This is a genomic window from Nesterenkonia sedimenti (assembly GCF_012641515.1).
In the GTDB taxonomy this organism is placed as follows: domain Bacteria; phylum Actinomycetota; class Actinomycetes; order Actinomycetales; family Micrococcaceae; genus Nesterenkonia; species Nesterenkonia sedimenti.
This window is the reverse complement of sequence record NZ_JABAHY010000001.1, coordinates 268,362-291,889: the sequence shown is the minus strand read 5'-3', so window position 1 is coordinate 291,889 and position 23,528 is coordinate 268,362. Positions and strand designations below refer to the sequence as shown.

24 protein-coding genes are annotated in these 23,528 nt (G+C 62.4%); 17 read left to right on the top strand and 7 right to left on the bottom strand.

The features are described from left to right. Positions 1 to 303, bottom strand: a complete 303-nt coding sequence (locus HGQ17_RS01450) for a DUF6504 family protein (protein WP_168886181.1) — start codon at positions 301 to 303, stop codon at positions 1 to 3. A 152-nt stretch (positions 304 to 455) separates the two neighbouring features. Here HGQ17_RS01450 and HGQ17_RS01445 point away from each other — a divergent pair, with 152 nt between their 5' ends. Then, on the top strand, positions 456 to 1,751 hold the full coding sequence (locus HGQ17_RS01445) for a M20/M25/M40 family metallo-hydrolase (protein ID WP_168886180.1): 1,296 nt from the start codon (positions 456 to 458) through the stop codon (positions 1,749 to 1,751). A gap of 108 nt (positions 1,752 to 1,859) precedes the next feature. On the opposite strand, the gene HGQ17_RS01440 is transcribed toward HGQ17_RS01445, so the two are convergent. Beyond that, positions 1,860 to 2,105: a DUF5703 family protein gene (locus HGQ17_RS01440; RefSeq protein ID WP_168886179.1), complete on the bottom strand. Its 246-nt coding sequence runs from the start codon at positions 2,103 to 2,105 to the stop codon at positions 1,860 to 1,862. Positions 2,106 to 2,186: 81 nt separating this feature from the next. Here HGQ17_RS01440 and HGQ17_RS01435 point away from each other — a divergent pair, with 81 nt between their 5' ends. Next, a complete protein-coding gene (locus tag HGQ17_RS01435; protein ID WP_168886178.1) occupies positions 2,187 to 2,453 on the top strand; it encodes a hypothetical protein in 267 nt (88 codons plus the stop codon). Positions 2,454 to 2,511: 58 nt separating this feature from the next. Beyond that, entirely contained in the window at positions 2,512 to 3,783 is a 1,272-nt protein-coding gene (gene mshC, locus HGQ17_RS01430; protein ID WP_168886177.1) for a cysteine--1-D-myo-inosityl 2-amino-2-deoxy-alpha-D-glucopyranoside ligase, read from the top strand. Positions 3,784 to 3,797: 14 nt separating this feature from the next. Here mshC and HGQ17_RS01425 read toward each other — a convergent pair whose 3' ends face one another. Beyond that, a complete protein-coding gene (locus HGQ17_RS01425) occupies positions 3,798 to 4,754 on the bottom strand; it encodes a PAC2 family protein (protein ID WP_324615138.1) in 957 nt (318 codons plus the stop codon). 52 nt (positions 4,755 to 4,806) lie between these two features. Between HGQ17_RS01425 and HGQ17_RS01420 the strand changes: the two genes are divergently transcribed. The 12 genes from HGQ17_RS01420 (at position 4,807) to HGQ17_RS01365 (ending at position 18,510) form a co-directional block, all read left to right on the top strand. After that, positions 4,807 to 5,505 (top strand): HAD family hydrolase, encoded by a 699-nt coding sequence (locus HGQ17_RS01420; protein WP_229503207.1) that lies wholly within the window; start codon positions 4,807 to 4,809, stop codon positions 5,503 to 5,505. Further along, complete coding sequence (locus HGQ17_RS01415) at positions 5,502 to 6,542, top strand: tRNA (adenine-N1)-methyltransferase (RefSeq protein WP_168886174.1); 1,041 nt, start codon at positions 5,502 to 5,504, stop codon at positions 6,540 to 6,542. The genes HGQ17_RS01420 and HGQ17_RS01415 overlap by 4 nt, the downstream gene beginning before the upstream one ends. Continuing rightward, a complete protein-coding gene (arc, locus tag HGQ17_RS01410; RefSeq protein WP_168886173.1) occupies positions 6,535 to 8,115 on the top strand; it encodes a proteasome ATPase in 1,581 nt (526 codons plus the stop codon). Before HGQ17_RS01415 ends, arc begins: the two co-directional genes overlap by 8 nt. Next, on the top strand, positions 8,112 to 9,806 hold the full coding sequence (dop, locus tag HGQ17_RS01405; RefSeq protein ID WP_168886172.1) for a depupylase/deamidase Dop: 1,695 nt from the start codon (positions 8,112 to 8,114) through the stop codon (positions 9,804 to 9,806). The genes arc and dop overlap by 4 nt, the downstream gene beginning before the upstream one ends. Positions 9,807 to 9,837: 31 nt before the next feature. Next, complete coding sequence (locus tag HGQ17_RS01400; protein WP_168886171.1) at positions 9,838 to 10,041, top strand: ubiquitin-like protein Pup; 204 nt, start codon at positions 9,838 to 9,840, stop codon at positions 10,039 to 10,041. A 3-nt stretch (positions 10,042 to 10,044) separates the two neighbouring features. After that, entirely contained in the window at positions 10,045 to 11,529 is a 1,485-nt protein-coding gene (gene pafA / locus HGQ17_RS01395) for a Pup--protein ligase (RefSeq protein ID WP_168886170.1), read from the top strand. After that, positions 11,526 to 12,764, top strand: a complete 1,239-nt coding sequence (locus HGQ17_RS01390) for an FKBP-type peptidyl-prolyl cis-trans isomerase (protein ID WP_168886169.1) — start codon at positions 11,526 to 11,528, stop codon at positions 12,762 to 12,764. Before pafA ends, HGQ17_RS01390 begins: the two co-directional genes overlap by 4 nt. A 2-nt stretch (positions 12,765 to 12,766) precedes the next feature. Further along, a complete protein-coding gene (locus HGQ17_RS01385) occupies positions 12,767 to 13,168 on the top strand; it encodes an FKBP-type peptidyl-prolyl cis-trans isomerase (RefSeq protein ID WP_168886168.1) in 402 nt (133 codons plus the stop codon). 5 nt (positions 13,169 to 13,173) lie between these two features. Continuing rightward, positions 13,174 to 15,120 (top strand): helix-turn-helix transcriptional regulator, encoded by a 1,947-nt coding sequence (locus HGQ17_RS01380; RefSeq protein ID WP_168886167.1) that lies wholly within the window; start codon positions 13,174 to 13,176, stop codon positions 15,118 to 15,120. A 134-nt stretch (positions 15,121 to 15,254) separates the two neighbouring features. Then, positions 15,255 to 16,853: an NAD-dependent epimerase/dehydratase family protein gene (locus tag HGQ17_RS01375; RefSeq protein ID WP_168886166.1), complete on the top strand. Its 1,599-nt coding sequence runs from the start codon at positions 15,255 to 15,257 to the stop codon at positions 16,851 to 16,853. A gap of 8 nt (positions 16,854 to 16,861) precedes the next feature. Beyond that, positions 16,862 to 18,115, top strand: coding sequence for a D-arabinono-1,4-lactone oxidase (locus tag HGQ17_RS15640; protein ID WP_168886165.1), 1,254 nt, complete (start codon positions 16,862 to 16,864; stop codon positions 18,113 to 18,115). Then, positions 18,115 to 18,510, top strand: coding sequence for a sensory rhodopsin transducer (locus tag HGQ17_RS01365; protein WP_168886164.1), 396 nt, complete (start codon positions 18,115 to 18,117; stop codon positions 18,508 to 18,510). The genes HGQ17_RS15640 and HGQ17_RS01365 overlap by 1 nt, the downstream gene beginning before the upstream one ends. A 21-nt stretch (positions 18,511 to 18,531) precedes the next feature. Here the strand turns inward: HGQ17_RS01365 and HGQ17_RS01360 are convergent, their stop codons facing one another. The 4 genes from HGQ17_RS01360 to HGQ17_RS01345 all read right to left on the bottom strand — a co-directional run bounded on the left by HGQ17_RS01360 (position 18,532) and on the right by HGQ17_RS01345 (position 21,393). Then, entirely contained in the window at positions 18,532 to 18,801 is a 270-nt protein-coding gene (locus HGQ17_RS01360) for a DUF7218 family protein (protein WP_168886163.1), read from the bottom strand. Positions 18,802 to 18,815: 14 nt separating this feature from the next. Beyond that, entirely contained in the window at positions 18,816 to 19,706 is an 891-nt protein-coding gene (locus HGQ17_RS01355; RefSeq protein ID WP_168886162.1) for an SDR family oxidoreductase, read from the bottom strand. Positions 19,707 to 19,714: 8 nt separating this feature from the next. Beyond that, on the bottom strand, positions 19,715 to 20,899 hold the full coding sequence (locus HGQ17_RS01350) for an alcohol dehydrogenase catalytic domain-containing protein (RefSeq protein WP_168886161.1): 1,185 nt from the start codon (positions 20,897 to 20,899) through the stop codon (positions 19,715 to 19,717). Between the two features lie 140 nt (positions 20,900 to 21,039). After that, the gene (locus tag HGQ17_RS01345) at positions 21,040 to 21,393 is read right to left on the bottom strand and encodes a DUF3054 domain-containing protein (protein ID WP_211090360.1); all 354 of its coding nucleotides are present in this window, start codon (positions 21,391 to 21,393) and stop codon (positions 21,040 to 21,042) included. Positions 21,394 to 21,718: 325 nt separating this feature from the next. Here HGQ17_RS01345 and HGQ17_RS01340 point away from each other — a divergent pair, with 325 nt between their 5' ends. Next, positions 21,719 to 22,204 (top strand): NfeD family protein, encoded by a 486-nt coding sequence (locus HGQ17_RS01340; protein WP_168886159.1) that lies wholly within the window; start codon positions 21,719 to 21,721, stop codon positions 22,202 to 22,204. A 39-nt stretch (positions 22,205 to 22,243) separates the two neighbouring features. Then, positions 22,244 to 23,512, top strand: coding sequence for an SPFH domain-containing protein (locus HGQ17_RS01335; RefSeq protein WP_168886158.1), 1,269 nt, complete (start codon positions 22,244 to 22,246; stop codon positions 23,510 to 23,512). The last annotated feature ends 16 nt before the right edge of the window (positions 23,513 to 23,528 follow it).

The following is a 23,528-nucleotide window of genomic DNA, read 5'->3' as shown; positions in this document are numbered from 1 at the left end:
CTAGTCGTAGATCCCGGTCACTGCCCAATGTGGGCCTGGGCTGGTGGCCAGGTCTAGAATCAGCAGCTCCCCGTTGTCCAGGGCTTTGGCAGTGACCTGCCACATCGGCCGCTCAACACTCTGTGACCCCGCACCCACCGGCACTCTGGTGGGGGCCTCCCACCAGGAGCAGCGCCCCATCCAGGCGATCGGCTTATCCACCACCTGGAACCGTCGGCCAGCCCAGATGAGCCGTTGAGGTGTCCCATCCGGGGCAGTCCACACCGTGGCAGTGTCCTGCTGCACTGCAGCCTCAATACTCATGACTACACTCCCAGTGAATCGAACATGTTTTCGATTAACCGAGTGTAAGGCCACCCCCGGACACAGCCAAGAGCCCCTGTCCCGAAAAGCTGTTCTGTAGAGCTGTGTCATCTGGCGGGAGCACCCTACTGCAGTGACGATATGGTGAGGTCATGGAGATGGAGAACAATGTTGTTGAATTCTGCCGGGACCTGATTCGCATCGACACCCAGAACTGGGGTGACGGCAAGGCCAAGGGCGAGCGCGAAGCTGCCGAGTACTGCGCCGAGATCATGCGGAAGGCCGGGCTGGAACCAACGATCTACGAATCCGAACCGGGCCGAGCCAGTGTGGTGGCCCGGATGAAGGGTTCGAATCCCGAACTTGGAGCCCTGGTCGTGCACGGGCATCTGGATGTGGTCCCCGCCCAGGCGGAGGACTGGAGCGTGGACCCCTTCGCCGCCGAGATCATCGATGGGCTCATCTGGGGCCGCGGTGCGGTGGACATGAAGAATATGGACGCCATGATCCTTTCGGTGATGCTGCAGATGGCCCAGGACGGCCACCAGCCTCAGCGGGATATCATCTTCGCCTTCTTCGCCGATGAGGAGGACGGCTCCACCTTCGGCGCCGAATGGATGGTGGACAACCACCCCGAGGAGTTCGCCGGGGCCACCGAGGCCATCAGCGAGGTCGGCGGGTTCTCCACCGATGTGGCCGGCCAGCGGGCATATCTCATCCAGACCGGGGAGAAGGGCATCTTCTGGACCAAGATGACCGCCCAGGGGACTGCCGGGCACGGCTCCGCAGTCCAGCATGACAATCCGGTGGTGCATCTGGCCGAGGCGGTCTCCGCCATCGGCAACTATAAATGGCCCATCGAATACACCAAGACGACCCGGGCACTGTTCGAACAGCTCTCAGAGATCACCGGGATCCCCTTCAACGAGGAGGACCCCCAGGAACTGCTGGATGCCATGGGCTCGACCGCAAAGTTCATCGGCGCGACCCTGCAGAACACCTCTAACCCGACCCTGCTGGAAGCCGGCTATAAGCACAATGTGGTCCCCGGCGAGGCCTCTGCGCTGATCGACTCCCGGGTGCTGCCCGAGCAGGAGGAGAAAGTCGCTGCGATCCTGCGCGAACTGGCAGGGGAGAAGGTCGACTTCGAGGTCAAGAAGCGTGGTGTCTCCCTGGAGCTGCCCTTCTCGGGGGCGCTGGTGGAGCAGATGGTGGAATCACTGCTGAACGAGGACCCGGAGGCGAAGGTTCTGCCCTATATGCTCGGCGGCGGCACCGATAACAAGGCACTGAGCCGGCTGGGTGTGGCAGGTTATGGCTTCGCTCCGCTGAAGCTGCCCGCTGAGCTGGACTTCACCGGTATGTTCCACGGGGTCGATGAGCGGGTCCCAGTGGATTCCCTGAAGTTCGGCGTCCGGGTCCTGCACAGCCTGCTCACCCAGCAGTAACCGGGTGGATGAGCTGCGAGCATAGCGCTGCAGCGACTTTAGGCGTGAAGCTCGGCAAGGCTTTGCCGAGCGAGAGGCGAGCGGGGTTTCCCCGCCGCCGGGACAAGCTCAGAACGTACGCTGGACCCGCATTGCCCGGCGGCGCAGCCAGTATTTGCGCACCCCACCGGTGAGGATGGCCGAGCGCCGCAGCTCCCAGCGGCCGTACTCGGCGTGATCGGTCACCTGCCGGCGGACCTCTGCCAGCGACTGGCGCGGCTGACAGGTGAGCACCATGTACTCCCACCCGCGGCCGTCATCGCCGGTTGTGGTGTACCTGGTGAGCGCTGGAGTCTCCGGGCTTCGATCTGACATTGCGACTACTGTAAAACACCGGTCAAGCAACCCCGGAAATTGGGGGTACCGCGGGACTGCAGGCATTGATACTGTGAGCCTATGAACATCGATCCTCGCATCGCGCTCAACGCGCTCACCAATGCTCTGGAGGAGCATCTCTCCGCTTCGGTGAATCGCCGCGGTGAGGATGACCCCGCGGTGGAGACCGCCTTCTACAACGTAGCGGATGCCTTCGCAGCCTATGAGGATGCGCTCTTCGCCGTCACCGGGGAGGTCACGCCCCTGGATCTCTACGATGAGGACGCAGAGGACGCCGATGAGCTGGTCGAGGATGATGACCTCGAGGACGAGCTGGTTGAGGACTGAACGTAACACCCAGCGCGCCGCGTGATGAATTGGGGTTCGGTCTGAAAGGATCTATTGCGTGAAATCTTGGAGTGCCCCACGCGTGCCCGAACTGCCCCCGGCAGATACCCCCCTTCAGCTGCATGACACTCCAAGCAGAACCACCCGGCCGGTGAACCTTGAGGCCGCCGGCGCTTCGCTCTATGTCTGCGGGATCACCCCCTATGACGCCACCCATCTGGGCCATGCCAATACCTATGTGAACTTCGACCTGCTGGTCCGTTACTGGCGGGCCTGCGGCCACGAGGTCAGCTACGTGCAGAACGTCACCGATATTGATGACCCCCTGCTGGAGCGCGCTGAGGCCACCGGGGTGGATTGGCAGGAGCTGGCGGAGTCCCAGACCGAGCTCTTCCGTGAAGATATGCGCGCCCTGGATGTCATCCCGCCCACCCATTACCTGGGGGCGGTGGAGATGATCCCGGCCATAGTTGAGGATGTCGAACGTCTCCTGCAGGCCGGAATCGCCTATCCCGTGGAGGCCGAGGACGCCGAGGGCGTTGACTATTACTTCGATATCGCCGCTGCTGAGGCCGCCACTGACTGGCAGTTGGGCAGTATCGGCGGTTATGACCGCTCCACTATGGAGGAACTCTTCCCTGAGCGCGGCGGTGACCCCGAACGCAGCGGAAAACGCGATCCGCTGGATCCCCTGCTGTGGCGGGCAGCCCGTGATGGTGAACCCCAGTGGGAGGGCGGAACACTCGGCCGTGGCCGGCCCGGCTGGCATATCGAATGCTCGGTGATCGCCCGCCGTCGGCTTCCCGCACCCTTCGCCGTCCAGGGCGGCGGTTCTGATCTGCGGTTCCCGCATCATGAGTTCTCCGCTGCCCATGCCACTGCCGCTGATGGCATCTCACTGGCCGGTCACTATATGCACACCGGCATGGTGGGCCTCGACGGCGAGAAGATGTCCAAATCCAAGGGGAACCTCGTGCTGGTCTCCCAGCTGCGCAGCAGGGGAGTGGACCCCCAGGCGATCCGGGTGCTGCTGCTGTCGAATCACTGGCGCTCGGAGTGGTCCTATACCGATGAGGCACTCGAGGCCGCAGCCCAGCGTCTGGCCCGGTGGAAGGCTGCCCTGACAGAGGCGGAAAAGGCCGACGACGACGCCGGGGTCCCCAGTGAACTGCAGTATGCGCTGATGAGCGCTCTGGCCAATGACCTCAATGCACCGGCTGCCCTGGACACTCTGGACCTCTGGGCTGCCGGCAAGATGGCCCAGGGTACCTCAGCAGCGGCGGCTCAGGACGCAGTTCAGGCCCTTTTGGGTATCGATCTCAGCCGATAGATTCCAGGGTGCCGCTACTTCTCGGGAGGGCGGCGTCGGCGCTTGAGGTAGCGCTCGAACTCCTGGGCGATGGCCTCACCGGAGGCCTCCGGAAGGTTCGTGGTGTCAGTGGCTTCCTCTAGGCGTTTGACGTAGTCGGCGATCTCAGCATCCTCCTCGGCGAGATCATCCACACCACGTTCCCAGGCCGCAGCATCCTCGGCGATCTCCTCGGCCTCCTGCGGGTCCAGGGTCACCCCCAGGATCTCCTCCAGCTTGCGCATCAGAGCCAGCTGAGCCTTCGGTGAGGGTGCCTGACCCACATAATGCGGCACCGCCGCCCACAGGGAGATCGCCGGGATCCCAGCCTGATAGGCGGTATGGGCCAAAACTCCGACAATTCCCACCGGCCCCTCATAGGTGGGTTCCTCAATATCGATCAACTCCCGCAGCTGATCATCCTCAGTGGAGAACGAAGCGGGGATCGGCCGGGTATGCGGAACATCAGCAAGCAGCGCACCGACCAGCACCACCGCAGCCACATCATGTTCAGCGGCAGTGGTCAGCAGATCCGCCGTATAGGCCCGCCAGCGGAAGCTGGGCTCAACCCCATGGACGAACAGCAGGTTGAACTCACCCTGAGCTCCAGCTGCGCGCAGCATGGTGGTCGATGGCCAGATGATCTCCCGACCGCCGGAACCGTTGACCACCCGGGGCCTGGAGAACTGAAAGTCGTAGTACTGCTCATCGGTGAGCTTCTCCACCAGCTCCGCGTCCAGGGCCTGGGCGACGGTACGCACTGCAGAGGTGGCCGCCCCACCGGCGTCATTCCACCCTTCGAAGGCCAAGACCATCACTGTGGGGCGCTGGTCCCCGGAGCTGTCCTCGTCCTGATTGGCGCGCAGGTGAGCGGCCAGCAGCTCGGCTCGGTCGATGCTCTCGGCAGGGGCATCGGAGTCTCCGGCGCTGTCTGGGCAGTAATCCTCACTCACATTTCTCACAGTAGTCCGAGTAACTGGTGATCGGAAGCGTACGATGGTGGGCATGTCAGATTTGCAGGCCGTCTTCTGGGATATGGACGGCACCCTTGTGGATACCGAGCCCTATTGGATCGATGCCGAATATGAACTCGTCCAAGCCCATGGCGGCACCTGGAGCGAGGAGAAAGCCCATCAGTTAGTCGGTCAGGCCCTGACCTATTCGGCCGGGATTCTGCAGGAGGCCGGGGTGGATCTGACCAAGGAGCAGATCATCACTCACCTCAGCGCCCAAGTAGCCGCCCGGTGTGCCGAGGCTCCGCCCTGGCGCCCCGGTGCCCTGGAGCTGCTGACCGAGCTGAAGTTTGCCGGGATCCGCTGCGCATTGGTGACCATGTCCTGGAAACTGCTGGCCGATCCCATCATGGCCGCCCTGCCGGAGGGCACCTTCGAATTCGCCGTCACCGGAGATATGGTCAGCGCCGGCAAGCCCGACCCCGAGGCCTATGAGCTTGCCTTCGAGAAGATGGCTGGCGACCACACTGAACGCACCGGAGAGGCACTGGTGAAGGACCGCAGCATCGCCATCGAGGATTCGGTGCCCGGAACTGCCGCAGCAGCAGCCTCCGGGCTGGTCACCCTGGCCGTGCCGCACTACTCGACTCTGCCGGCCAGCCAGCAGTGGCACCAGTGGAAGACTCTGGACGGGGCTACTGTGGCCGATCTGCAGACCCTGCTGAAGACCTCGGCAGCCGCAGCCGTATGAGCACAACCAACCAGCCAGTCGGAAAACACCTGCGCACCGGAGTGCTGCAGGCCGGTGAACGTGTCCAGCTCACCGACTACAAGGGCCGCAAATCCACGATCACCCTCGCCGAGGGCGGCCAATGGCATACCCACCAGGGCGTGCTGGAACATGATGCGATCCTCGGTGGTCCTGAAGGGGTAGTGGTCGAGAATGAGGCCGGATACCGCTACCAGGTGCTGCGCCCGCTGCTGAACGACTTCGTGCTCTCCATGCCCCGCGGTGCCACCGTGGTCTACCCCAAGGACTCCGCCCAGATCGTGCAGCTGGCCGATATCTTCCCCGGGGCCCATGTGGTCGAGGCCGGGGTCGGCTCAGGGGCCCTGTCCATCTCCCTACTGCGTGCAGTCGGGGACCAGGGCAGTGTCCACTCCTATGAGTTGCGCGAGGAGTTCGCCCAGATCGCCAAGGGCAATGTGGAGGCATTCTTCGGCCAGGAGCACCCCGGCTGGGATGTGCGCATCGGCGACGCCGCCACCGCACCTGTTGAGCAGGAGGAACCCGGCAGTGTGGACCGGGTGGTGCTGGATATGCTCGCCCCCTGGGACTGCCTGCCGGCAGTACGCACAATCCTGGCCCCCGGTGGAGTCTGGGTCTCCTATGTGGCCAGTGTGACCCAGCTGTCCCGGCTGGCCGAGGAGATCCGAGCCTCCGGCGGGTTCACCGAGCCCCAGGCCGAGGAGATCATGCAGCGCACCTGGCATCTGGACGGTCTGGCTGTCCGGCCCGATCACCGGATGGTCGCCCATACCGGGTTCCTGCTCAGCACCCGTCGGCTGGCCGATGACCAGCTGCCGTTGGAGCTGAAGAAACGCGAGAAGGTCTCCGAGCCCTCTCCGGAGGACAAAGCGGCCTGGGCCGGTACCAACGAGCAGACTCAGTGGGATCAAGAGAGTCTCAAGACTCGCGTGGTATCGAAGAAGAAGGCCCGAAAAGCCGTCGGCCGTGCCGAACAGATCGCTGCGAAAGCCAAGGAGGTACCAGTCGAGGATGACTGAGACGGAGCAGGAGACCGCCCAGCTGCAGAACCGGCTGGACCAGGCCCACCGACAGATCGACAACCTCCGGGCCCGCCACCGCGACCTGGAGCAGAAGCTGCAGGCCGCCGGCCGCCATAACGACCGGATGAAAGGGCTTCTGGAAGCCACCCGGGGGCAGATCGAACAGCTCAAAGAGGCACTGGAGGCCGATGGCCAGCCGCCATTCACCTTCGCCTCGGTGATCGGCTACCGGCCGGGGCACGAACCTGCCGAGGGCAGGGAGATTGAAGCTGCCACCGCCGCCGGCTGCGATGTGCTGCATTCGGGCCGAAAGATGCGGGTCTCCGTCTCCCCACTGATCGAACCCGATGAGCTGGCCGCCGGCTCCGAGGTTCTGCTCAATGAGAACTACACCATCATCGCGGTACTGCCCCCAGAGGGGACCGGGGAGATCGCCCGGGTCAAAGAGGTCCTCCCTGATGGCCGTCTGGTCATCATCGCCCGCGGTGAGGAAGAACGCGTGGTCAAACTCACCGCCACCGAGGAGGACGCAGTCCGCGTAGGCGATGCCGTCGTCGTGGATCTGCGCACCGGTACCGCCACTGAGGTCGTCCCACTCTCCGAGGTCGAGGACGTGGTCCTGGAAGAGACCCCCGATGTCTCCTACTCCGATATCGGCGGGCTCGACGGGCAGATCGAACAGATCCGAGACGCTGTGGAACTGCCCTTCCTGCACGCGGGCCTCTACCGCGAGCACGGCCTGGCTGCGCCTAAGGGCATCCTGCTCTACGGTCCGCCCGGCTGCGGTAAGACCATGATCGCCAAGGCCGTGGCCTCCTCGCTCTCCGACGACGCGGGGTCCGGGGCTTTCTTCTTGAACATCAAGGGCCCGGAGCTGCTGAACAAATACGTCGGCGAGACCGAACGTCATATCCGGGTGATCTTCTCCCGTGCCCGTGAGCGGGCTTCCGAGGGCTCACCGGTCGTGGTGTTCTTCGATGAGATGGAGGCCCTCTTCCGCACCCGCGGCACCGGTGTCTCCTCCGATGTGGAGACCACTATCGTGCCTCAGCTGCTGGCCGAGATCGACGGTGTGGAGTCCCTGGACAATGTGATCGTCATCGGTGCCTCCAACCGTGAGGACATGATCGATCCTGCGATCCTGCGGCCCGGCCGGCTGGATGTGAAGATCCGGGTCCAGCGCCCCTCCGCCGAGGGCGCCCGTGAGATTCTGCGAATCCATCTCTCAGAATCGGTGCCCCTGCGCCCGGCAACTGTCGAGGCCCATGGCAGCCGCGAGGCCGCCCGTGAGGCACTGATCGACCAGGTCGTCGCTCAGCTCTACCCCGAGCATGCCGGATTCATGTCCGGTGCGGTGCTCAGCAATATCATCGACCGGGCGAAGAAGACTGCGATCAAGGACTTCCTCGCTGCAGATCAGGACGATGAGGCCAAGGGCATCACCGCTGAGCAGTTGGAAGCCGCCATCGCCGATGAACTGGCAGAACAGCGGGCCATGGTGGCCGGACTGGGACTGCGAGAGTTCACCGGGGCCGGCGCTCCCAATCCGGGAGGAAGTGGTCAGCCGTGAGCGTTCGTCGGCTGATCGGGTTGGAAACCGAATACGGAATCCATGCCCCCGCCAATCCGCGGGCCAGCCATGTGGCCCTGAGCATCGAACTGATCAACGCCTATGCCGCCCAGGTCACCGAGGCCGGGGGAGCGGTGGCCGGCACCGAATGGGACTACCAGTCGGAATCACCCCTGGTGGACGCCCGCGGCTGGGTCCTGCCCCGCTCGGCAGCCCACCCCAGCCAGCTCACCGACACCCCCGAAGCCCTGGTCGATGCCCTGGGCAATGTCTCCGGAGGCGATCCCACCCCTGCCGACTCCGCAGAGCGGGAATTCACCCCACCGGGCTCAGCGCATTGGCGCGGTGACTTCTTCGAGCTCCAAGAGGGGCAGCCGCAGCTGCTGATGAACCTGGTGCTCGGCAATGGGGCACGGTTCTATGTGGATCACGCCCACCCCGAATACTCCGCACCGGAGACCATCGGAGCCAAACGGGCTGTGCTCTACGATGTGGCCGGCGACGTCGTCGCCCGTACTGCAGCAAGCCGGCTATCGGCCGAACCCGGCTCCCCGGAGATCCTGCTGTATAAGAACAACACAGACAATAAATCGGTCTCCTATGGCGCCCATGAGAACTACCTCGTTCCACGGCGGATTCCCTTCGACAACCTCATCAATGGGCTGATCCCATTCTTCGTCACTCGGCAGATCACCAGTGGAGCGGGCCGGGTCGGCATTGGGCAGCAGGCCCAGACCCCCGGTTACCAGATCTCCCAGCGGGCGGATTTCTTCGAGGAACAGGTCGGACTCGAGACCACAGTTCGCCGGCCGATCATCAACACCCGAGATGAACCCCACGCCCACTATGACTCCTGGCGCCGTCTGCATGTGATCATCGGCGATGCCAATATGAGCGAGTACTCCGCCTGGATCCGGGTGGGCACCACTGCTCTGGTGCTTGATCTCATCGAGCATGGCAAAGCCCCCGATATCCGCCTGATCGACCCCGTGCAGGCGCTCAAGGTGATCTCCCATGACCCCAGTCTCACCGTGAAGGTCCCCACCAACCGGGGCCCTATGTCCGCTGTGGAGATCCAGCGCGAGTACCTCATCGCCGCTCTGGAACATGCCCGCAGCGCCAGCACACCGGGGCTGCCGGATACCGCCCCGGACACTGAGACCGCCGAGGTGCTCGAAGCCTGGGAGGAACTGCTCACCGACCTCGCAGAGGAGCCCTCCCGAGCAGCCGATCGCGTGGATTGGCTGGCCAAGCTTCAGCTGCTGGAGTCCTATCGGCGCCGTGACGGGTTGGACTGGGACTCAGCAACCCTGGGGATGATCGACCTTCAGTACCATGACCTGCGCCCGGAGAAGGGTCTCTACTACAAGCTGGCCCGGGCCGGACGGATGCGCCGGCTGTTCACCGATGAACAGATCAACTGGGCCGCCCAGCATCCGCCTGAGGAGACCCGGGCCTGGCTGCGCGGGACGCTGATCACCGAGCACAGTCAGGCTATCGCTGGGGCATCCTGGGACCAGATTCTGCTGCGTCCGGATCCTGCGGCCGCTCCTGTTCGGCTGCAGCTGTCGAATCCCTTCACCGGAGCGCGCACGGAGACCGAACCCGTACTGCGCACGGCCGCAGATACCCCGGCGATGGTCCAGGGTCTGCAGCAGCTGTTGGAGCAGAACCCCGCAGGTCACCAGTAGGCTCTACCTGTATACCGATAAAGGAGACGATATGGCAGCCCAGCCGCAGAAGCAGCCCCAGCGGCCCGGTGGGGAAGAGGAGACCGGCACTGAGTCCGCCGCACAGCTGAAGGCCAATCCCCAGGCCACCGAGCGTGCCGAGGAGCTGGACAGCATCCTGGACGAGATCGACACCGTCCTGGAGGCCAATGCCGAGGAGTTCGTCAAAGGGTTCGTGCAGAAGGGCGGCCAGTAGAGCGTGGACCGCCGCGTCTTCGGCGTCGAGACTGAATTCGCCGCCCTGCACCGCCCGGCCAGCGGCCGCGGCCTACCACCGGATGAACTGGCCCGCTATCTCTTCCGGCCCGTGGTCGACTTCGGGCGAAGCTCCAATATCTTCATCCCCAATGGGGCACGCCTCTACCTGGATGTGGGCTCTCACCCGGAGTACGCAACCTCCGAATGCGCTGACCTCATGGATCTCATCGCCGCCGACCGCGCCGGTGAGGTCATCATGCACGATCTCGCAGTATGGACCGAGAAGCGTATCGCCGAGGATGGCTTCGACGGGCAGGTCTACCTCCTGAAGAATAATGTCGACTCTGCCGGCAACTCCTATGGCAGCCACGAGAACTACCTCATCCCACGCACCACTCATTTCCGCAGGCTCTCCGGGATTCTGCTGCCTTTCCTGATCACCCGTCAGATCATCGCCGGGGCCGGTCGGGTTGTGCCTGCCGATGAGAAGCAGCCGGCCCATTTCGCCTTCTCACAACGGGCGGACCATATGTGGGAGGGCATCTCCTCAGCCACCACCCGCTCACGGCCGATCATCAACACCCGCGATGAACCCCATGCCGATGCGGCCAGCCACCGCCGCCTGCATGTGATCGTCGGGGACTCCAATATGTCCTCGACCACCTCACTGCTGCGCTACGGCTCCACCGATCTAGTGCTGCGGATGATCGAAGCAGGAGTTCCCATCGGAGACTTCGAGCTGGAGAACCCCATCGGGGCTATTCGGCATATCAGCCACGACCTCACCGGCACCGCGGCCGTGCGCATCCGCGGCGGTGAGGAATCCACTGCGGTGGAGATCCAGCAGGGCCTTCTGGACCGGGCCAAACGGTTCGTGGCTGAACACGGCGCCCACCATGAGCATGTCGAGAGGATCCTTCAGCTCTGGGAACGCACTTTGGAGGCTGTGCGCACCGGCGACCACAGTCTTATCGACACTGAGATCGACTGGGCCATCAAGAAACGCCTCATCGAGGAGATCGCAGATCAGCGCGGCATCGGACTGGACCATCCCCGGATGGAGCAGATCGATATGGCGTATCACGATGTCCACCCTGAGCGTGGGCTCTTCTATCTGCTGCGCCGCCGCGGCCGGGCCCAGGAGATCCTCACTGAAGATCAGGTCACCGAGGCCATGATCACCCCACCGCAGACCCGGGCAGCCATCCGCGGAGAGTTCCTCTCCACCGCCCGAGCTTTCGGTGCGGAGTACACCGTGGACTGGGTGCACCATAAGCTCACTGACCGGCCCCTGGAGGCCCTGATGCTCAAAGATCCCTTCGCCACCACCGACGAGCGGGTGGAGTCACTGCTGGAGAAACTGGGGGATCGCAACCAGCTGCGTGAACGCAGTCTTCAGCAGCGTCAGGCCGATAGCGTATCCCTGGCGCTGACAGACCGGTTCGAAGCTGACGAATCAACTCAGGACCTAGTACAGTTCCCATGATGCATAAGATTCGCAAAACACCCCTGGTTCTGACTGCGGCCCTGGCTCTGGTCCTCACCTCCTGCGGAGAGGACGATGCCGCAGCCTTCGAGAACGAGGATGTTCTCTCTGATGTGGAGATCAATCGCCTCGAGGAGGGCGAACCGCCCGAGGTGCGTTTCCGCAACGAAATCGACTCCGATGAGAATGCGGCGCGGCTGGTCAACACCGGAGACGGTGAAGAGATCAACAATGAGTGGATGGTCGACTACCACCTCACTGCGGTCAGCCCCGAGGACGGCAACCTCCAGAGCAGCAGCTACGAGGAGCCGGTAATCCCCATGCTGGCCCTTCCTGCCCTGGCCGAGGCTGAGTCCGAGGCCGACCGGTTCATCGGTGATGCACTCTCCTCCAATGGCGTGACTGTCGGATCCGACGTCGTCGTCTATCTTGCCCCTGATGAGGAACAGGGCATTCAGGCCCCCCAGCTTTTCAATATTGAGGTGGTAGACCAGCGGCCCTCCTACGCCGACGGCGAGGAGCAGGAGCAGTCCGGTGACCTGCCGGCCATCGACTCCACTATCGGTGAACGCCCCGAGCTGAGCGATCACGACACTGAATCCGAGGCACCTGAGGAGCTCAGCACCGAGGTGCTGATCTCCGGTGACGGTGAGGAGATCGGTGAGGGCGACCAGGTCTTCGCCCAGTACCGCGGTTGGCGCTGGGAGGACGGCGAGGAGTTCGACGGCTCCTGGACCGAGGAGGGTGAACCCGGGGAACCTTTCGGATTCAACACCTCCGAGGGTGTGATCGAAGGATGGCTCGAGGGCATTCCCGGCCATCACGTTGGCGACCGTGTTCTGCTGGTGATCCCCGCCGATATGGCCTATGGGGAGACAACCGATGAGGAGGAGGGCACCTCCGATCAGGGACCCGGCGGAACACTGATCTTCGTGATCGACATCGTCCACGCCATCGACGCCGACACCGTTGCCTCCGCCCAGCCTGAGCAGCCGGAACAGCCTGAGATGCCGGAGCTGGAGCTCACCGAGGAAGAGCGTGAACGCTTCGAGGAGATCGCCGAAGAGTTGGGCATGGATCCAGCAGAGCTGGAGATGTTCGCCCCGCAGATGGGCATCACCTCCATCGAGGACCTGGAAGCCATGCTCGAGGACATGCAATCCGCTGAGGGCGAGGCTGAGCCCGAGGATGATGAGGCAGCCGAAGAGGACGAGGAAGACAGCGAGGACAACTGATCATGTCATTCGGACAGCGCAGCTACGACCGCAACCGCCCAGAGATCGACTTCCCCGGTGAGACCCCACCGGAGGAGCTGGTCATTGAGGAACTGATCCCCGGTTCCGGCCCTGAGGTGGCACCCGGCGATCAGATCTCCTGCCACTATGTCGGCGTCTCCTGGTCCACAGGTGAGGAGTTCGACGCTTCCTGGAACCGTGGCCAGACACTGGACTTCACCGCCGGTATCGGCCAGGTCATCCAAGGCTGGGACCAGGGTCTGATCGGGATGAAGGAAGGCGCCCGCCGGCGCTTCGAGATCCCGCCGCATCTGGCCTATGGGGAGCGGGGTGCCGGTGCCGCCATCGGTCCCAATGAGACCCTGATCTTCGTGGTCGACCTCGTCAAGGTCATCAAGAACTAGGAGCCATGGACCAGGACGTCACCGCCGATGAGGGTGTAGTCCGCTCCCTCTCCCTGGCACAGACCCTGCTTCACCAGTGGCCTCGCGGGCTGACCCGGAAACAGCTGTTCAATCGAGTTGAGCAGTATGTGACCCTACAGCGCGAGCTCGAACAGCTCAGCGGGGCCGCCTTGGAGCGGAAGAAGGAGGCCCGGGATAAGAGTTTCACCCGCGATAAGCGGATGCTCATCGATATCGGCATTCCCGTGGAGGAGACCGGCGAGGGTGAGGAGATTCGGTACCGAATCTCCCCGCAGAACTACGGGCTTGCGCCCCTGGAGCTGACCCCGGCTGAGCAGCTGGCCCTGCAGCGGGCGGAGCTCTTCTCCAGCGATCGGAGTCTCGGCGGTCTGGGCCACGCTCTCTGGGCGCTGGCAGCCTCTGATTCTGCGCAGGACGCAGGGCAGGGGACTGGTGGCTCGCTCACTGGAGCGACGCTGCATTCGGCTATCGGCACCGATACTGAGGTTCAACGGCTGATCAGTCTCAGCAGTCTCGGGATGGGCCGCCCGGTCAGCTTTGAGTACACCAGTCGTGGGCGTTCCCAACCCCGTCGTCGTCGGGTCGTCCCCTTGGGGATGGGAATCCGTCAGCACTGGTATCTCTTCGCCCATGATCTTGACGCCGCGGGCCAGCGAATCTTCCGCCTGGACCGGATCAGATACTCCCCGGAGAAGATCGCTGCCCGCCGGCTGAATCCCGAGGAAGCCGAGGTTGTTGAGGCCATCTCGTCGGGGCAGATGTATGCCGATTTCGACGCCGAGGCACAGCTGAACTCACTGGATGCTCACTATCGGGAGCAGGCGGTGGCAGAGGGTGCGCTGCGGGCCCATACCGGCCAGCCCACAGAACACGGCAAATTGGTCACAGCCACGCCTCAGAACAGTCGCCTGGATAATCAAGCCGCCCGCACCGAGCGGGTGATCAATATGATCTCGCTGCTGCTGGCTCGGCCCGAAGGTGTGGAACCGAGCCGCCTCATGGCTCAGTACGGCATCAGTGCCGACCAGCTTCACCGTGACCTGCTGAGCATTCACCAGCTCTCCACCGCTGGCTTCGGTCTGGGGCCCTCGGTTGATGTTCAGCCGGCCCCGCCGCTGACCAGCCAGGAGTTTGAACAGCAGTATCTGCCCACCGACGAGCCGATCACCCTCTGGATGGGCGATGACCGCGCCCAAACGAGCCTTCAGCGACCGGTCTCGCTGACCAAGCCCGGTGCGCTGAGTCTTCTGATCACCCTGCAGGCACTGATCGAGTATGAGCTTGCTGCCGAGGATCATCTTCGGGAAGCCGCCGAGAGTCTGCGCCATAAAGTTCTGGAGATCGCGCCTGCCAGTATCGCCGAGGCAGCCGCGTCCCTGGTCATCACGAGGCCCGCCGATCAGCGTGCGGTGGCCGATCAGTTGCAGGGCGCTATTGAAGGTCGATACGCGGTGGAGTTGAACTATGCCGATGCCGCAGGGACTGAATCGCAACGCGTCGTCGACCCCGTCCACCTGGTCTTCCATGGGCCCTTCAGCTATCTGCGGGCATGGTGTCACCGGGCAGTGGGGGAGAGGTACTTCCGGCTGGACCGCATCGGCGGGCTGACCTCGCTCACTCAGCAGCATCAGAGCGAGCAGGCCGCGGAGCTGAGTAGGCAGCACGGCAATCACACCCCCGAAGTGCCACGAACCGAGGATTCAATCGAGGTGGTTCTGCGGTTCTCACCCAGTGCGGCCGCTGAGGCGGAGCTGTACCGCCCGGAGAAGTCCACCACCGATCCAGACACCGGTGCCCGCACTATTCAAACCCACTTCAGCAGTCAACAGGCAGTGGTTGAAGTCTGCCTGCGGGCTGGTGGCGATATCGAACTGCTGCGGCCTGAATCGTTGCGCGCCGAAATTCGCCGCCGGGCCGCTGAGGCACTCTGAACTCTTCCCACCGGCAGACTGGCGAAGGATCCAGCTCCCATTCGGCCAGAATTCAGCTAAGCATGATGCCCTGACAAGGACTGATAGGAATCTCGTACAACGAAAGTCTGGGTAAGTGGGAGTAGTGGTGCAGCATGCGAGTTGTCATAGTCGGAGCAACAGGAAATACCGGAACCGCAGTGCTGGAGGAACTGGCCTCACGCGCTGAGATCAGTTCAGTGCTGGGGATCGCCCGCCGACTGCCGGAGGCGGAGGCCGCCCCTTATAACCAGGCGGAGTGGAACACTGCTGATGTTCAATTCCCGGAGTCGGTTCAGCGGCTGACAGAGCTTTTCACCGGAGCCGATGCCGTTATCCACCTGGCCTGGTTGATTCAGCCCAACAGCAAACGCGAGCTGCTGCGCCGAGTCAATGTCAACGGGACAGACCATGTCCTACAGGCGGCAGCAGCAGCTGGCGTCAAGAGGATCGCGGTGGCCTCCTCTGTGGGCGCCTACTCGGCTGTCTCTGATGATGAACCCCGAGACGAGAGCTGGGGCACTGAGGGCATTGCGGACTCCCACTACAGCGAGGACAAAGCGGCCCAGGAACGGGTGACGAATGAGTTCGAGGCCCTGCACCCTGAGATCGCACTGGCCAGGATTCGCCCCGGGCTGATCTTCCAGAGCGGGGCAGGATCAGAGATCCAACGCTATTTCGCGGGCCAGTTGGCACCCGTGCAACTGCTGCAGAAATTCAGGCCCCCTATGCTGCCGATGCCGCAGGGAATCCGCGCTCAGGCAGTCCATGCACGCGATGTGGCCAATGCCTATGCCGAGGCAATCCTGCGGGGAGCCCGGGGCGGATTCAACATAGCCGCCGATGACGTGTTGACCGGCGAGAAGATCGCCGCCGTCGTCGCCGGTCGCCAGCACGGCCGAGCCAGCCTGCCGATCCCATTCTCGCCGCTGAAACCCCTGGTCAAAGCCGCTAACCGTGCTCATCTTCTGCCGATGGACGAGGGATGGCTGGCGATGGCCAAACATGTTCCGATCATGGACACCACCCGGGCGCGGACCGAACTTGCTTGGGAGCCGACCAGCACTGGGGCCGAGGCATTGGCCGAGCTGATCGACGGTATGGCTGAGGGCTCCGGACGCTCCTCCATACCCATGCGAGTCCGTGGAAAAGCTCCCTATGACCGACATCCCCTTCCACCCGAGGACCACAGTCTTCCCGAAGATGTCGATGCCGCGCTGCTGCGCAACTATATGGCCGACCATCTCTCCGGTGCCACTGCCGGAGTGGCTCGGATTATCGCCATGGCAGAAGCCTTTATTGACACCCCGGTCTTCCCAGAGCTGGCTCAGGTTTCGGAGAGCATCAGTGCCGAACACGCCTGGCTGGCCGAACTGATGAAACGTCAGGGATTCCCGCGTCCGGGGGTCACCGCACCGGCTCTCTGGATGGGGGAGAAGGTCGCACGGCTGAAACCCTATGCCCGACCACCGCTGAAGCGTTCTCCCTCGGCGCTGGTACTGGAATGTGAACTGATGATCGGAGCGATCACCGCCAAACGTCAGGGCTGGGAGGTCATGGCCGACTACGCAGATGCCCTGGGCCTGGAGCAGTCGGTCTTCGATGGCCTTATCGAGAGCGCTGATACCCAGCGTGAGATCCTCCACAGTGTCCACACCTATGCCCGCCAGAGGGCCTTCGATAAGGACCGAGAAACGCTGACACCGCAACTGTAGGAGAAGCTGTGGCAGAGAGATTCACCAATTGGTCCGGCTCGGTCAGTTTCACGCCCCGGAGCCGCGAGACCCCGAAGAACTCCGAGCAGGTTGCCGATATCGTCCAGAAGGCCCGGGGTAAGAAATCCCGGGGCGCTGTCCGTCCAGTGGGCTCAGGTCATTCCTCGGTGCCGCTGTTCAATACTGACCAGAGTCTGGTGTCCCTGGAGAAACTTTCCGGCGTGGTCTCAGCCGATCCCATCAAGCAGCGGGCCACAGTGCTGCCCGGCACCGGGCTGCGTGATCTCGGAGCCCAGTTGGCCGAATATGGGGTGGCCATGGAGAATCTCGGCGATGTGGACTATCAGGCAATTGCCGGGGCTATCAGCACCGGCACCCATGGCTCCGGAATCACTCTCGGTAACCTCTCCTCGACCATGATCGGCGGAAAGCTCATCAATGGCCTGGGGGAGGAGGTGGCCTTCGGCGTCGATGCTGGTGATGAGCCCACCGATGGGGCAGGCTCTGACCTGCTGCGAGCCGCCCAGGTCTCACTGGGTGCCTTGGGCATCCTGACCTCCCTGACACTGCGGGTGGAGGAGGCTCATCAGCTGCATCGCCAAAATTGGATCACCCATATCGACTGGGTGTTGGAGAACTACCGGGAACTGGTCGATACCAATCGCAGTATGGACTTCTACTGGTACCCCCGCAGCGATCTGGCCCAAGTGCGGATGCTCAATAAACCCGGTGAGGAACCCAACCTCACGCCTGAAGGGGAGCCCTACAGCTACCTCAAGAAGGACGAGACCGGGCCGAACTACCAGGTCATCCCCAATGACCGCATGCTTCATTTTGAGGAGATGGAGTACATGCTGAGCTTCGACGATCAGCTGGCTGCCTTCCGGGAGGTTCGCGAACGTGTGAAGACCAAACACCGTTCTGAGGTCGGGTGGCGAGTGCTGGTGCGGACCATCGCTGCCGATCATGCTCTGATTTCCAATGCCGAGGCCGGCTACCGGGGTGGGGTACCGACTATGACTATCGCTCTGCTGCAGAACAACACCCTGCCGTTCAAGAGGTACTTCGACGATATCGAGCCGATTTTCCGCAGTTTCGACGGCAGACCCCATTGGGGCAAGAAACACACCTGTGAGGGCAAAGAGCTGGCAGAGCTGTACCCCGAGTGGGAGACCTTCCGGAAGATCCGACGGCAGATGGATCCCGAGGGAATCTTCCTCAACGACTACCTGCGTGAACTCTTCGGCGAGGAGGAGAGCTGATGGCACTGTTCAAGGACAATACCGCTCTGGGAAAGACCAGCTGGGTCTTCTCAGCGGGGTTCGCCCCCAGTCAGAGCACCGGTCATGAGCCGGAGTTCACCTCACGGAACACCCTGTGCCTGCTCAACACCTCCCAGAAGGATGCCTGTGTGCAGCTGATGGTCTATTACGACGACGCCGACCCAGTTGGCCCCTACGAAATACTGGTGGAGGCCAACCGGGTCAAACATCAGCGGATCAATGACCTCATCGAGCCGCAGGCGGTCTATCTCGATAAGCCCTATGGGCTTGTTTTGGAGTCCGATCAGCCAGTGGTTGCCCAGCTGTACTATCTCGACTCTCGTGAAGGTCAGCTGACGGTCTCCCACCTCAACCCAGCCCCGCTGGGGGACTGAGGACGTGCAGCTAGCGTCCCCTCAGTGGTTGCGGAGCTGGTCGATGAGCTCGTCCTTATTCATATCCGAGTAGCCGGAGATATCCAGCTCTTTGGCTCGGTCCTTGAGCTCATCGCCGGTCCAATCCTCATACTGAGGTTGATTGCCACCCTTTTTGCCCTGGGCCTTACGGCCCTCGTTATTCGCCGAATTGGCGATCCGGGCAGCTTTCTCCTTCGAATAGCCCTGTTCTTCACGGAGCTTTTCGTAAAGCTCCTCGTCCTTAACACTTGATCGCTGGTTCTCAGCCATGATTGATCAACTCCTCAGAAGGGTTTGCCACCGGTAACCGGCAGAATGGCACCGGATGTGTAGGAAGCGTCCTCAGAGGCTAGGTACACATAGGCGCCGGCGAGTTCTGCCGGCTGACCTGCCCGCTGCAGGGGAGTGTCAGTGCCGAACTCCTGGACTTTGTCCTCGGGAAAGCCAGTGGCGGGAATCAGTGGAGTCCAGATCGGTCCGGGTGCGACCGCATTGACCCGGATGCCCTTTGGCCCCAGTTCCAGGGCCAGCGCCTCGGTGAAAGCCTTCTGGGCGGATTTGGTCATCGCGTAGTCCAACAGGGGAGGAGCGGGGTTCTCCGCTTGGACCGATGTTGTGGTGATGATCGATGAGCCGGCCTTCAGATGCGGCACGGCCTCACGGGCCACCGCGATATGGGCCACGAGGTTAGTGTCGAAGACCTTCTTGACCTCGTCGATGGAGATCTGGTCGATACCTTCGCGGGCTTTCTGGTAGGCGGCATTGAGCACCAGGATGTCGATCCCGCCGAGGTCTTTGAGTGCATTGCCGATGACACCTTCGGCGGCATTGGTCTCGCGGAGATCGGTGGCGTAGGCATGTCCACGCTGGCCTGCCTCCTGAACATATTTCAGGGTGGCCTCGGCATCCTCTTGCTCCTCGGGCAGGTGCACAATGGCCACATCAGCGCCCTCACGGGCGTATGCGATGGCCACTGCGCGGCCGATACCGGAGTCTCCGCCGGTGATCAGGGCTTTGTTGCCCTCCAGTTTGCCGCTGCCTCGGTAGCTGGATTCCCCGTGGTCGGGATCCGGTGTTGTCTCACGGTTGAGTCCTGGCTGGCCGATATCGCCGTGGGCGGGGAATTCATCGCTTTTATGTTTGTCTCGGGGATCTTGCTGGGTCTGCTCGGTCATGCTCGTGCTCATTTCGGCTCCAGGACGACCTTGATACAGCCGTCCTCCTTCTTCTGGAACATTTCGTAAGCTCCGGGTGCCTCGTCCAGGGGCAGCCGGTGGGTGACGAAGTCATCGACACCGAGGGGGTCTGCAGGATCCTCGACCAGGGGCAGGATCTTATCGACCCAATTGCGCACATTCGCCTGGCCCATAGTCAGCTGAATCTGCTTATCGAAGAGGGTCAGCATGGGCAGGGGGGAGGCCTGGCCTCCATAGACTCCGGAGAGACTGATGGTCCCGCCGCGTCGGACCAGATCCACTGCGGTGTAAAGCGCGGCCAACCGGTCCATACCGAATTTGTCCATCACCGGCTGGCTTAGCTTATCGGGCAGGAACTGTGCTGAGCGTTGGGCAAATTTCGCCACGGCTGACTGCATATCGCCATGGGCTTCCATGCCGACGGCATCGATAACTGCATCGGGACCGCGGCCTGCGGTGGCATCTTTGATGGCTGCCACTGAGTCATCAGTGTTGTCGAAGACCAGAATCCCGTGCCGGGCCGCCATATCGCGGCGCTCTGCTTCGGGCTCAATGGCGTAGACAGTCATTCCCTGGTGTTTAGCGATGCGTGCGGCGAACTGGCCGATGGGTCCCAGACCGATCACGGCGATGGAATCGCCCTGTTTCCGCTGGGCGTAGGCCACTGCCTGCCATGCGGTGGGCAGTACATCGGAGAGGAAGAGATACCGGTGGTCGGGGAGTTCATCACCGACTTTGATGGGCCCATAGTCGGCGTGGGGGACCCGCAGGTATTCAGCCTGTCCGCCCGGAACAGCCCCATAGACCTCGGAATAGCCGAAGAGTTTGGCGCCAGAGCCCTGTTCGGTGACCTGGGTGGTCTCGCATTGGGTCTGAAGCCCCTGGTTGCAGTAGAAGCAGTCCCCACAGGCGATCTGGAAGGGGACCACGACCCGGTCGCCGACTTTGAGATCTGTGTCTGGGCCGGCTTCCACAACTCGGCCCATCGGCTCATGGCCGACGATATCGCCCGGGCGCATAAACGGCCCCAGGACTTCATAGAGGTGCAGGTCAGAGCCGCAGATCGCGGTTGAGGTGATTTCGACGACGGCGTCGTTGGGCTTTTCGATCACGGGGTCGGGAACGGTCTCCACAGAGACTTTCCGCGGACCCTGCCATGTCACTGCCTTCATGTGTGTCCTCCTTTAGTGGTACGGACACCACTACGGTAACGACACGCAGCTTGGATTCTCCTGGACGTGAACCGGAGGGAAGGTCAAAGAAAAATTGACAGTTTCCCCAGGTCAGACGGAGATGATAAAGTTATGTCAGGTTACTTTCGGGTCAACAGGAGGCCGATGAGACGCCTGCCGAGAAGGAAGGTGGCCAGGGTCGCGGTTGCCACCAGTACAAAGGACAGCTGAACTCCGCCCGGGGTGAAGAAATAGCGCAGCACCATGCCCGCCGCAAGCGTCACAACCACGATGAGTAGTCCCGCAGGCCAGATCTGATGCGGTCGCGACCATGATGCAGTGACCAACCAGCCCAGTAGAAGGCCAACTAGGAACGGCCAGGCGGTGGCAAAAATGTCCAGAGGGGCCAAGCCGGAATCATGTGCACGGTTACCCAAAGCGGCGAACACAACAACCAGCAGAGCGTCACAGAGAAGAGAGACAGCGCGATGCATCACAAGCCTGAGAGTATCGCCAGCGAAGAATCACAGGCAAAGCACGCACGGGGAAATGGCTACCGTGAAAACGGCTCAGGCAGATTATCGGCCACTACCAGGTAATAGCTCTCTAGATTATCGGCCGCTGTGGCGCAGGATGTGCTCCCTAGATGGCTCCACGTCCACCATCCACCACAAGGCCGATAATCTATATTATGTCAGGTTGAAGATTTGGGGCTCTGACCCATCGCGCAGCGCTGCATGGCGTGACCCACTTGCCCCTTCCCTATAGGCTGGGTAGGCAGAACTTATTGCAGGTCACATACGTCTTCAGGAGGTCGCCATGATCGAGTGGTTCGGCGAAAACCTCTGGGCTGCCTGGCTGGGTCTGGCTTTTGTGCTGGCCGTCATCGAAACCTTCCTTTTGGATCTGATGTTCCTGATGCTGGCGGTGGGTGCATTAGCGGCGATGACTGTTGCTCTTGCCGGCGGTGAGATGTGGTTGCAGGTTGTCACCGGCTCCGCCACTGCCCTGCTGATGCTCGGCGCCATCCGTCCGGTTGCCCTGAAGCACCTCAAGAAGGGCCCTGAGGATCAGTTGACCAATGTGGATCGGATGCAGGGCATGGAGGCCCAAACCATTGAGACAGTGACCACCATTGCGGGTCTGGCTGAGGTTGACGGTGATACCTGGACTGCCCGGGCAGCCGGAGAGTTCACCATTGAGCCAGGCTCCCCCGCGGTGGTGGATTCCGTCGATGGTGCAACGGTCTATCTCAAACCTGCGCCAAGTATTGAGTGGAATGATCCACATACCCGTCCAGCTTAGAAACACTGAGAAACCGAACGACAAGAACGGATTGCCGATATGCCGAATGTAGTCGTCATCGTTGTACTTCTGGCCCTAGTGCTATTCGTGGTGGTGGTCCTCGCCCAGAGCGTTCGGATCATCCCGCAGGCACGCGCGGGCATTATTGAGCGCCTCGGAAAGTACCAGCGGACCCAGGGTCCAGGCCTGACCCTGTTGGTGCCTTTCTTAGACCGCCTGCTGCCGATGCTGGATATGCGTGAACAAGTGGTCTCCTTCCCGCCCCAGCCGGTGATCACCGAGGATAACCTCGTGGTCTCCATCGACACTGTGGTCTATTTTCAGATCACCGACCCCAAGGCGGCTACCTATGAGATCCAGAACTATATTGTCGCTGTGGAGCAGCTGACCACCACTACCCTGCGTAACGTGGTCGGCGGTATGAATCTCGAGGAGGCACTGACCTCACGTGACCAGATCAACTCCATGCTGCGCGGTGAACTCGATAAAGTCACTGGCCGCTGGGGCATCCGGGTGGCACGTGTTGAGCTGAAGGCTATTGATCCCCCACACAGCATCCAGGACTCCATGGAGCAGCAGATGCGCGCTGAGCGCAACCGGCGTGCAGCCATCCTGACCGCTGAGGGTAATAAGCAGTCGGCCATCCTCAACGCTGAGGGTGAGCGGCAGGCAGCGATCCTGCAGGCCGAGGGTGAGGCTCAGTCGAGGATCCTGGCCGCCAATGCTGAGGCCCAGGCCATCGAGACTGTGTTCAACGCCGTCCACGCCTCTGAGCCCTCCCCGGAGCTGCTGTCCTACCAGTACCTGCAGACCCTGCCGGAGATGGCGAAGTCTGAGTCCAACACCATGTTCGTCATCCCCGGTGAGTTCGGTGAGGCTCTGAAGTCATTCTCGGGTGCCTTCGGCGGAAACGACGACGGCGGCTCGGGACAGTCCTTCGAGGAGCGGGAGAAAGCCCTTGAGGCCCGTGCCGAGCGGTTGAAGAAACGCCGTGAGCAGGAGGCCGCCGAGCAGGGTGTGAAGGGCAAGCCGGGTATCTCCAGCGCGATCGCCGATCTGGCGGAATCAGCCCGTTCGACTTCGGTCACCGATGAAAACACCCATTACCTCAGCTCCAAGGAGCTCGAGGAAGAGGCTCGTCGGGCCGAGCACGGCAATGCAAACTCCCCCGGCGCTCGTGGGAAGACTCCCCCGGCCCTGGAGGAAGACAGCACTGCCGCGCTGCAGCGCGTTGCCGATACCGCTCCCCCAGAGGCTGAGACTAATATTGATCCGGCTGAATTCGACGAGGGCGAGCCCAAGCAGTAGCCCCGCTGAGGAATAA